Here is a 10,310-nt window from a genome sequence, read left to right on the forward strand (position 1 = left end):
CTGCATTGACGAAGTCTAGTAGCTCTTTATTACCTTTCTGCACGCCAATACCCATGAAATCGGGCTTGCCTAGAGTTTTAAGCGGCACTTCTACCTCGCTATCGACTACCGGATATGCCATTGCGATGAGATTATCGGTCGCGTAGGCATCCACGTCGCCGTCTTTTAGCATGCGGTAGCACTCCCTGGCGATCTTACAAAATGTAAAATTTCCAAAGCCTTCTTGTTTAAAAAATGCCTCGCCCGTACCGCCGCTTTCGAGCAAAATTCTTTTTTCTTTCAGATCGGCTAAGGATTTTATTCTATCGGCTTTGCGGGTTAAAACTCCAAGATTTACTGAAAAATACGGTGTTGAAAAATCGATCTGCTGCGCGCGTTCAGGCGTAATGGTAATCGTAGCGATGACAATATCTACGCGGTTGTTTACTAGTGCTGGAATTCTATCCTCGACCTTCATCGGTACAAGCTCGATTCTGCCGCCTTTTTCGCCGAAAAGATCATTTGCTATGGCCTGTGCCATCGTAACTTCAAAGCCCTCGAAGGTTCCATCGTTTAGCTCGCTAAAAGGAGGCTGTCCGTCGTAAACACCGATGCGAACGACGCCTTTTGATCTGATCTGTTCCAGACTATCGGCAAAAGCAACGATAAATGGTAGTAACATTGCAAGAAGCAATTTCATGGCAAATCCTTAAATTTAATCTCTCTTCCGCTTTCAAACTAAGCGGGAAATTTTATTTACTAAAATTCTAAAAGCCGGACTTAAAAATTTAAAGCAAGCTCTTAGAGCATATTATAAATTCCATCTAGCAGAAAATACTTCTTATCTGCCGTACCGCGATAAAATGGATCAAAGCTCTGCTCGTAGGCCTTTTTGAAAAAGCCCTCTTTGCTTAGCTTGATGAGCTCTGCATTGACGAAATCAAGTAGTTCCTTGTTGTCTTTCTGCACGCCGATGCCGATGAAATCGCTAGGGCCTAGGTTTTTAAACGGCACTTCCAAAGTATCATCGATGACGGAATATGCAAGCACGATGAGATTATCATTTATATAGCCGTCCGCATCGCCATTTCGAATCATTTCGTAGCATTCCTTAGCCGAAGCGCAATGGCCTAAATTTTTAAATCCCTTGGTTTTGAAAAATTTCTCGGCTACCGTCGCGTCGCCTTCGAATACGATCTTTCTATCATGAAGCTGCGCGATATCGGTAAAAGCGTCGGCTTTGCGCGTTAATACGCCTAAATTTACGGAGAGGTAGGGGAGGGAGAAATCGATTTTTCTTTTTCGTTCGTTGGTGATGCTAAATAGGCCGATCACCAAATCAAGCTTATTTGCCTCTAAAAATGGAATTCTATCGTTTACGCTTAGAGGGATGAACTCGATTTTGCCCTCTTTTTTGCCGAAAATTTCTTTAGCGATTGCGTTTGCAAGATCGATCTCAAATCCTTCAAATTTGCCGCCATTAGACTCGCAAAGCGGCGGATGAGCGTCTCGTACTCCGATGCGAATGACGCCGTTTTGTCTGATTTGATCTAGGCTATCGGCAAAAAGCGCCACACAAAATAGAGCCGCTATAAAAAGTAGTTTCATTTTATGTCCTTAAAATTGGATTTCGCATATTATCCACTTATTATAAATGATGTTTTAGTCAAAGGCGTTAGATAAAACACTGCTAAATTCCGTCCTAAAATATAGCATAGAGCCCATCTAGTAAGAAATATTTTTTATCTGCAGCGCCTTGATAAAATGGCTTGAAAGTTTCATCATAAGAACGTTCGAAAAAGCCCTGCTTGCTAAGTGTAACAAGCTCTTTATTTATCAGATCAAGCAATTCGGTATTGCCTTTGCGCACTCCGATGCCTAAGAATTCCGGATTGCCTAGATTTTGGATTGCTACTTCTAAATTGTCGTCGATAATGGAATAAGCTAGTACAATGAGATTATCGTTAACGTAAGCATCGGCTTTGCCTTGCTTAAGCATATCATAGCATTCGGTAGTAATGGAGCAATGGATTAGATTGTGGATTTTATTTTTATACAAAAAATTTTCTGCCGTAGTCCCGCTACCCTCTACTAAGACTTTTTTGTTTGAAAGATCGTCTATGCTTTTGATGCCGTCGCTTTTACGTGTCAAAACTCCCAAGCTCATCGAAAAATATGGATAAGAAAAGTCGATTTGCCTTTTTCTATCTTGCGTTATCGTGATGGTCGCGACTGCAAGATCTACCTTATCGTTTTGTAATGCAGAGATCCTATCGGTGGCATTTAAAGGGACGAACTCGACTCTACCGCGCTTATCGCCGAATATGCTCTTAGCTATAGCATCTGCAAGGTTGATTTCAAAGCCTTCGAAATTACCACTTTTTTCATCACTAAAAGGCGGCCTACCATCACGAACACCGATTTTAACGACCCCGGCAGATCTGATCTGCTCCAAACTGCCCGCAAAAACACTGCTGCAAAGTGCAAACATAATGCAAAAAAGTAGCTTCATAAACTATCCTTTTCTTAAATTTAATATTATCCCTTAGATATTGCGTGATTTTACCCTAAAATAGTTAAACATAACTTCAATTACATAATACGGATTGCTAAATCGGTAGTAAGCGAACGAGATTTATAATTTAAGAAGCGATAGATAAATTTTATGAAGTGAAATTTAACCGTAGCGAAATGTCGCGCAGGAAAGTATAAGCTTTGATTAAAATTTATCTATCGTAATTTACGGTGCAGTTTTTGCTGTATCGGCATAGAATTTTAATTTGGAATTCATCCATCATACCTGCTTGCTTTTCGAGCTGGAATTTTTACGTCTTGCCTACGTGCCGCATATTTCGCAATAAAATTTTAAAATTTGCTTGGGTTGAAATGCTGTTTTGTGTTATAGAATTTTGCGGTATTTTAAAACTATTTTTCGCCAACTTCTACGATTTTGCTTAGCACGTATTGTTCTAGCTCGCGTCTAGGCACGTCATTCTTGAGCGCTTCGTTGTAGATATTTTCGACTATGCGGCTGTATTTTTCGTAAGGAAAGTAGAGGAAATGGTTCGCCCAAGCGCGTTTGATGAGCTCGTGGGTTAGCTTTTTTCTAGCCCACGCTTTAAAGCAATCAAAGCCGATAAAAACCGCCGACGTCGCTATGATCGTAAATAAAATGGAGAAGTGAAAGTCGATCTTTTCAAACATCGCGTGCGTCAGCGTTATCAAAAACATTACGCAGACGAATGCGAAGCAAGCGAAGATAACGTAGGATTTGCCGTAGTTAAATCTAAAATTTAGCTTCGAAGGATCGACGAGCATTCCGTCGTTAAACTCGGCGTTGGCTTCGAGCAGATCACGGAAAAGCACGGGTTTATGCGATACATGAAACATAATATCTAAAAGTCTATCTTTAAAATTTGATTTATCCATCGGAGTTCCTTCGATTTTTGCGGCATTATATCTTAAATTAAATTGTTATAAGATAAAATGATGCGAAATTTCAAGGAGCGATTATGTTTGAAATCAGCGGAATGAGCGGCGACGAGATAGTTTATATTAACGGCAAGTTTTGCAAGGCCAAAGAAGCCGCGATAAGCCCTTTTGATCGCGGTTTTGTGCTCGGAGACGGCATCTATGAAGTAGCGCCCGTGGTAAATTCTAAAATTTGCGACAGAGCGGATTTTTGGGAGCGCTTTGAGCGCAGCGCCGCGCAGATCGAGCTAAAAATTCCATATTCTCGCGAAAAATATGAGGAAATTTTATATGAGCTCATCGCGCGTAACGGCGTGAGCGAGGGCGCTTTCTATACTCAGATCACAAGAGGCGCGGCGATGCGCGATTTTGACTACGTCCGTGGCATAGAGCCTAGCGTCTTTGCCTTTGTGTATCATACGCAAATTTTTGATAATCCGCTCGCAAAAGAGGGGATTGAGATCGTAAGCTTGCCCGAGATCCGCTGGCATAGGCGCGATATAAAATCGATCTCGCTTCTTGCACAGTGCATCTTAAAGCACGAGGCCCACAAGGCGGGCGCTTATGAGTGCTTTTTGATCGAGGATGGGCTAGTTACCGAGTGTTCGAGCTCCAGCGCGTTTATCATCAAAGATGACGTCCTTATCACGCGGCCGCTTTCAAACGACATACTGCCCGGCATCCGCCGCAAGGTGATCTTAGGCCTTGCCGAGCAGGCGGGGCTTAGCGTGCAGCAGCGAGCGTTTGGAATGAGCGAGGTTTATGAAGCCGATGAGGCCTTTATCAGTGCGGCGACGCTGATGGTGCTGCCGATCGTAAAAGCAGACGGTAGAGCGATCGGCGGCGGTGCGGTCGGCAAATACGTCCCGCGCCTGCGCGAGATGTATGCCGCGCGACTAAGAGCCGAAGCGGGACTGTAATAGGGCGGTCAAATTTAGCCCGTTAAATTTAAACTATGCGGGCTGATTAAATTTTGCTTTCTAGCTCTCCGGTTATGTGACCCAGTTCGCTTACTAATTCTAAAATCTCAGCCAGTTCGTATTGATGAGCATACGCTGTTCCGGTTGTCGGAGGTATGCTAAATAGCTCTGTTTCAAAGCGGTTCGGCGCGCCGTTTAGAAATAGGTAAAATTTATTATCCATAAACGCCGCGCTTATGCTAAATTTATGGTAGTATCGCTTTAGCTCGTTTAGTCGCTCCATCAGCGCAGGCGTCAATAGATATCGAGCTTCGACCTTGTCATCAGTAAACACGCGAAATTCGCTATTAAAAATGACGTTGTCCATTAGCTCCTTCTCGCCTAAAATTTTTGTATTTAGCTCGCGGCTCGCCAAGATGGTTTTGGCGTAAAATCTCTTGCCGAATTCGCATATCAGCACGCTGCCGCTAAAATCCATATAAGCATCATATAAGCTCATCGCAAGCGAAGCTAGCTTCACATAAGTATTGTCTATGCCCAGATCGTAGTTATTTTTGATTCTAATCGCCTCGCTGAAGCTAAATTTTACCACATCCCATTCGCCTTTTATCTCATCTTCGCTGATAAAATCGGAGTTTGCAAAGATTCCCGCTCGCCTGAATTCCTTCGCGCTTATGCCGCGGCCTGGCGAATAAGTAAGCTGCGGATACGCCTGCGAGATCGCCGTGCGCACCAAAACTTTTTTGTAAAACAGTTTATATTCATAAGCGGCGTCCGCAATGCCGTCGTAAATGCAAGCAACATAAATAATCAAAAGCACCGCGTAGATAAGATAGACTTCGATCATCTTGTAATCCGTATCATCGTCTGTTTTAAATACCGCATCGATCGCAAACATTATGATAAACGGAAACAGATACAAAAATGCTATCTTGGCATAGATCATCACTACCTTGCAAATACACTTTTTTTGTTTGGCTCTACTTAGCGCTATCGCTCTTTCTAGCTGCATGCGTTTCCTTAAATTTTTTGATACGAAATTTTATAAAATTCATTCTCTTGATAAAATTTCACCACGGCCTCATCCGCGCTTGCGTTGCGCTGCAAATACCGCAACAAGGGCTCTGTGCGCGTATATATCACCCTGAGCCCCGCAAGGCTCGTCGCGCGCGAAAGCGCCACGTAGAGCTGCCCTTTGGCAAAGATCCTGTCGATGTCGCAGATGAGCTGCGGGATGCTCATGCCTTGGGATTTGTGGATCGTGATTGCGTATGCGAGCTTGAGTGGGAACTGATAATACCGCGCCAGCACGATCTGCTCGGCATCCGCGCCGCTTGCGGCGATCTCGCTTAGTTCGTATGTTTGCAGCCCCACGCGGCTTAGTATTCCCGAGGGCTTTTTTACGACCACGCTTTCGATCTCGCCGCAGGAACTTTTTTCGATCTTTTCGACGACGCCTTGTTCGCCGTTAAAAAACTCGCCGCTTTTATTCGCGGTAAACAGCACCTTTGCGCCCTCTTTCAGCGTCAGACTTTGCGGCGTATTTAGCGAGGCGATCCATTTTTGAATTTTCTGCTCGCTCACTCCGCTTTGCAGCGCTTCATAAACACCCTCAAAGCTACTTTGCGGCGCATTAAGCTTGGCTAATCTGGCGTTATTTATCGCATCTACTTCGGCGTTTCGTCCCGAGATTATCGTGGCGTTCGGCTCAGCTTGCGCGGCATCGATGAGCAAAGATCGCATCAGCTCCGCCGTCTGCTCGCTTGCGATGCCGAGCCGCAGCTCACAAAGCAGGCGGTATAGTGCCGCATCCGCGGTGCGCTTGGAGCCTATCATCTCGACGTAAAAAAACTCGCACTGCCTCCACGCATACGAGCCGAAGGCGTAATCCGAGTCGCTAAATAGGCTCGCGCGCGGCGCGCTCTCGCCCTCTTTGCGCACCGGCGGAAGCTGATAAAAATCACCCGTAACAAGCAGCCGCCCGTTAAATTTAGAGCTTGAAATTCTAAGATAGATCATCTCGAAAAGCTCGGCGCCGATCATTGAAATTTCATCGATCACGATGAGATCCGCGAGGGCTAAAATTTTTCGCAGCTCGCTTAGCTTGCCGCTTTGTTTGCGATCGAAGCTCTTTAGCTCCTCGTGGTTTTTGCAAATGCCGAAGCGGAAAAAGCTATGCACGGTCACGCCGCCTATCTCTACGGCGCTGATGCCGGTGCTGCCGAGTACGATGACGAGTTTGCCGCGAGCGCGGTAATCCTTGATGAGCTCTTTTATTACGTAGCTTTTGCCCACGCCTGCGCCGCCCGTGATGAAAATATTGCGATCTTTTAGCTTCTGGATGATGAAATTTATCAAGTTTTTTCCTATTTTTTGGCAAAATTATAGCCAAAATTTTTTAAAAGGCATTTTGTTTGAAACGATTAGTATCTCTTATCTTCGCAGCTTTGGTTCTCGCAGGTTGCGGCGAAACCGTCGGCCCGCGCAAGTTTATCCCCGAAAACCCCGCTGTTTTGGATCTTGAATACGCTCAAAACAGCGAGCGGCTGCCCGCTCCTGCGTCGGTGCAAAACATAAGCGGAAAAGCGTTTAAGAGCCGCTATTTTAAAATTTGGTTTGATGATGCGCCTATTAAAGCGGGAATCGATACTTTTTGGGGGCTTAATTACGCCAAGGGGCGCCATTTTGACGCCGCAGGCAGGATATACGACGATGCGATCTATCAAAGTATCCGCACAAACGCGAACGAAGAGGCGTTCGGGCTGATCTCCGAGCCCGCTATAACGGTAAAAAACGCACTGCTGCGAAATATCCCAAGCGACTTGCCGATTTTCGGCGATCCGAGCGAGCCGGGGGAGGGCGAGCCGTTTGATTACGCCGCAAATTCCGCCGTGAGCGTGGGCTATCCGCTGCTGCTGTCGCATTACAGCAGAGACGGCGCGTGGGCGTTCGTGCGCAACGACGGCGTGTGGGGCTGGATAAAAAGCGACGCGATAAAGCGCATCAGTCCTCAGCAGGCGGATATTTATGCAAATTCTAAATTTATAACGATCCTGCGCGACGGCGCCGCCGTTTATGACGAAAGCGGTGCGGAGCTTTTTAGAGCGCGTACCGGCACGATCCTGCCGTATGATTTTAGCGGCGAACGCGATCTTGGCGGCACGCTCGGTGTGCGGAGCGTATTTAGCGGCGAAATTTTAACCCAGTTTGGCGGCAAGAGATATTTCGTTAGCGCGGAGGATGCGAGGCTTTGGCCTGCGCCGCTTGATGAGCAAAACTCAAAGATCGTAGCCGCTAGCCTGCTCGGGCAGAAATACGGCTGGGGCGGGTATAAATTTCTTCGCGATTGCTCGCTTATGACGAAAGATTTTTTGGCTAATTTCGGGCTGTGGCTGCCGCGAAATTCTAAGGCGCAATCGGGCCGCGGCGAGCGTTTTTCGCTGGCGGGGATGAGCGCGGATGAAAAGCTTAGCTTCATCGGCAAAAACGGCGTAGCGTATAAAACCCTGCTGTATATGCCCGGCCACGTGATGCTCTACGTAGGGCAGGTGGATGGCAAGCCTGCGGTGCTGCACGATATCTGGGGGCTTCGTACGATGGATGGCGGGCGCGCGGTCATCGGGCGCACGGCGATTACGTCGCTTACTATCGGCTCGGATCGCGCCGACATCGCCGAAGACCGCCTGCTAATTTCTCGTATCAGCGCGATGAGCGTGCTCTCGGGCGAGGATGACTTTATTTCGGACGATCGGTTCGCTCCTGAGGATCCGGGCGCCTTATCTGCGTATGCGAGCGGAAATTAGGCTGCTTGCGGGTATGGGCGTGAATTGAGCTTCGCTTAGTAGCTGTTTGCTTTTGCCGTTGGTGGAGTCGCGCGCTTGACGATGCTGCGGTGCGTGCAAGCGTAAATTTAAAATGGCGTTTTAAGTGCTGTGTCATTTTAAATTTAGCCTAGGCGGCGAGCAAATTTAAAAATTTCGGGCTTAAATTTAGTCTAAATTTAAGCCTCAGCTCTTGTAGTTCTTAAAATTTTGGGCAAATTTTAAAATTAGCTCGCAAGTCTGGTTAAAATTTTAAAGCGCTGTCTAAATTTACGCTCCCGCTTTAAAGCTCAATCGCGCGCCGCCTCCCTTAAAAGAACAAAAAATATCTCGGCGTTTTGCGTTTATACTTTAAATATTCCTGTCCATAGGCTTGCTCGCAGTAGCGCTCCTCGCCGAGGACCACGAGATGGTTGTATATGGCAAAGGGCACTATCGCTATGAGTAGCCACAGCGACGCCGAAGCGACGCAAACGCCCGCCATGCCGAGGAAATAAAAGAAATACATCGGATTGCGCGATAGGCGATAGATGCCGCTTTGTGCGGCTTTATCCGCAGGAGCCGCTGCATAGTCGTAAAAAGCTTTGATGAAGCCCGCAAAAGCCGCTACGTAGATCACCGCTCCGATCCAAAACCACGCGCTGCCCGTCTTAAGCGGCACGAACACTGATAAAATAAGCAGCGCTACTTGCAGCAGCGAGCTTATGATCGCATTTCGCTTGTCCGCGAGCGTGTACCACGAGGTATCGGTGGCGCGCTTGCCGACCTCCTTGTAGATAAACATATACGCGAACTGTATCAGTACCATCGCAAACGAGGGTATCCAAGCGCCCGTTAAAGAGGGCTCAAGCGTCGTAAAAAATGAAATTTCCATGACCGCCCCTTTGGCTTTAAATTTTATCTTGCAGCTTTGTTTTGCCCTTGTTTGCTTGCCGTTGTTTTGTCCTTTTTCGCCCGCCGTGGGTTTAAATTTTACTCCGCCTCGCACCGCCTGTTTGACATGCTGCGGCTATGTTTGCTCGGTACGCCGCCCGCCGCCGATGCCGCTTTGATGAAGTATATGGCATCGGCCTGCTTGGTGCTATTTGTTGAAAGAGACTTCGGCGCTGGTAGAATGGCGGTCTGCTCGACGCCGATGTGCCGCCGCACGATGAAACATTCTGTGCCGATGTACTCGCTGCCTACTACACAATGAAACTGTTCGGCACGGGCGTCGCCTACTTGGTGAGACGTTTGAAGTCGATCTATCGCTTGTTCGGTGCCGCGTCTTATTTACCCTCCGGGCTAAGTCCTTTTAAAATATAGCCAAATTCCGTATCGCTTAGCTCGTAATTCATAAATTTTTTATAAAACGCCTTAGTTTCGGTCTTTACGTCGATGTCGGCAAAAAGCTCCGGCTGGATGGTTTTCGCCGCCCATAAAATTTGAAGTACCGTATCCGCGCCGTATCGATCCCAGTTGAAAACCCCGCGCGGATTGCCGTAAACGCGTCCGTTTTTGACAGCATCCGTGCCGCTGTAGATAGGACTTGATTTGATCTTTGCTACCGCATCTTCGTTGTGATCGCCGCCCACGATTATGATCTGCGGATTGCTCGCGATGATCTCCTCGGCGGTGATGGTTTTCATCGGACCTTTGGTGGCGGTGATCGCATTCGTTCCACCGGCTAGCTCTATCCAAGAATCGATCAGCGTGCCCTTACCGTCGATCTTTAAAAGATCGGTTCCGCCTACGATGTGAAGGACGCGTGGGCGCTTATCGGGGCTTAAATTTGCGGTACGGCCGCTAACCAAAGCGATATTTTTATCGAGATTTGCGATTAGATCCTTCGCTCTTTGCGGGGCGTCGCCGCCTAGCATATCGCCGCACATCCTGATGCTGCGCCTCATCTGCTCGTAGTCGCTAAAGGACGCCTTTAAAACGGTAAAGCCCTGCTTAGCTAAATTTTCGCCTGCCAATGCGGTTGGGACTATGACTACGTCGGGATTACGGCTCATCAGCTCCTCTAAATTTACGTCGTTATTTTTTAGCAGTACTGGGATCTGCGCTAGGCGCGGATAAATTTTAAGAAACCATGTGTTTTTGCTGATATTATCGGTGGTGGCGACGATCTTGTCCG

At 47.1% G+C, this 10,310-nt stretch carries 11 protein-coding genes; 3 read left to right on the forward strand and 8 right to left on the reverse strand.

All coding sequences use genetic code 11. The features are described 5' to 3' along the window. From Q0372_RS02480 to Q0372_RS02495, 4 genes are all read right to left on the reverse strand, one after another. The coding region (locus tag Q0372_RS02480) for a transporter substrate-binding domain-containing protein (protein ID WP_298102130.1) at window positions 1–679 on the reverse strand (679 nt) is incomplete at its 3' end. A 101-nt stretch (window positions 680–780) separates the two neighbouring features. Further along, window positions 781–1,587, reverse strand: coding sequence for a transporter substrate-binding domain-containing protein (locus Q0372_RS02485; RefSeq protein ID WP_298102132.1), 807 nt, complete (start codon window positions 1,585–1,587; stop codon window positions 781–783). A gap of 94 nt (window positions 1,588–1,681) precedes the next feature. Next, window positions 1,682–2,491 (reverse strand): transporter substrate-binding domain-containing protein, encoded by an 810-nt coding sequence (locus Q0372_RS02490; RefSeq protein ID WP_298102135.1) that lies wholly within the window; start codon window positions 2,489–2,491, stop codon window positions 1,682–1,684. 413 nt (window positions 2,492–2,904) lie between these two features. Then, window positions 2,905–3,408 (reverse strand): hypothetical protein, encoded by a 504-nt coding sequence (locus tag Q0372_RS02495; protein ID WP_298102138.1) that lies wholly within the window; start codon window positions 3,406–3,408, stop codon window positions 2,905–2,907. 83 nt (window positions 3,409–3,491) lie between these two features. On the opposite strand from Q0372_RS02495, the gene Q0372_RS02500 reads away from it, so the two are divergent. After that, window positions 3,492–4,370 carry an aminotransferase class IV gene (locus Q0372_RS02500; RefSeq protein WP_298102140.1) on the forward strand — a complete coding sequence of 293 codons (879 nt, stop codon included), beginning with the start codon at window positions 3,492–3,494 and terminating at the stop codon, window positions 4,368–4,370. A gap of 46 nt (window positions 4,371–4,416) precedes the next feature. Here Q0372_RS02500 and Q0372_RS02505 read toward each other — a convergent pair whose 3' ends face one another. Together Q0372_RS02505 and Q0372_RS02510 are read right to left on the reverse strand one after the other, a co-directional pair. Beyond that, entirely contained in the window at window positions 4,417–5,382 is a 966-nt protein-coding gene (locus Q0372_RS02505; protein ID WP_298102142.1) for a DUF3137 domain-containing protein, read from the reverse strand. An 8-nt stretch (window positions 5,383–5,390) separates the two neighbouring features. After that, window positions 5,391–6,728 carry an AAA family ATPase gene (locus tag Q0372_RS02510; RefSeq protein WP_298102145.1) on the reverse strand — a complete coding sequence of 446 codons (1,338 nt, stop codon included), beginning with the start codon at window positions 6,726–6,728 and terminating at the stop codon, window positions 5,391–5,393. Window positions 6,729–6,784: 56 nt separating this feature from the next. Between Q0372_RS02510 and Q0372_RS02515 the strand changes: the two genes are divergently transcribed. Next, window positions 6,785–8,173 (forward strand): SH3 domain-containing C40 family peptidase, encoded by a 1,389-nt coding sequence (locus Q0372_RS02515; protein ID WP_298102148.1) that lies wholly within the window; start codon window positions 6,785–6,787, stop codon window positions 8,171–8,173. A gap of 328 nt (window positions 8,174–8,501) precedes the next feature. Here the strand turns inward: Q0372_RS02515 and Q0372_RS02520 are convergent, their stop codons facing one another. Then, window positions 8,502–9,179, reverse strand: a complete 678-nt coding sequence (locus Q0372_RS02520) for an isoprenylcysteine carboxylmethyltransferase family protein (RefSeq protein WP_298102151.1) — start codon at window positions 9,177–9,179, stop codon at window positions 8,502–8,504. Window positions 9,180–9,206: 27 nt separating this feature from the next. Here Q0372_RS02520 and Q0372_RS02525 point away from each other — a divergent pair, with 27 nt between their 5' ends. Beyond that, complete coding sequence (locus tag Q0372_RS02525) at window positions 9,207–9,386, forward strand: hypothetical protein (protein ID WP_298102155.1); 180 nt, start codon at window positions 9,207–9,209, stop codon at window positions 9,384–9,386. A 73-nt stretch (window positions 9,387–9,459) separates the two neighbouring features. Here the strand turns inward: Q0372_RS02525 and Q0372_RS02530 are convergent. After that, on the reverse strand, window positions 9,460–10,310 hold an 851-nt coding region (locus Q0372_RS02530; RefSeq protein WP_298102158.1), incomplete at its 5' end, for an ABC transporter substrate-binding protein.

It is taken from the genome of uncultured Campylobacter sp., assembly GCF_937997405.1.
In the GTDB taxonomy this organism is placed as follows: domain Bacteria; phylum Campylobacterota; class Campylobacteria; order Campylobacterales; family Campylobacteraceae; genus Campylobacter_B.

Coding starts and splice junctions, on each gene's coding strand:
- Q0372_RS02485 (WP_298102132.1), bottom strand. CDS start 1,587: ATGAAACTACTTTTTATAGCGGCTCTATTTTGTGTGGCGCTTTTTGCC.
- Q0372_RS02490 (WP_298102135.1), bottom strand. CDS start 2,491: ATGAAGCTACTTTTTTGCATTATGTTTGCACTTTGCAGCAGTGTTTTT.
- Q0372_RS02495 (WP_298102138.1), bottom strand. CDS start 3,408: ATGGATAAATCAAATTTTAAAGATAGACTTTTAGATATTATGTTTCAT.
- Q0372_RS02500 (WP_298102140.1), top strand. CDS start 3,492: ATGTTTGAAATCAGCGGAATGAGCGGCGACGAGATAGTTTATATTAAC.
- Q0372_RS02505 (WP_298102142.1), bottom strand. CDS start 5,382: ATGCAGCTAGAAAGAGCGATAGCGCTAAGTAGAGCCAAACAAAAAAAG.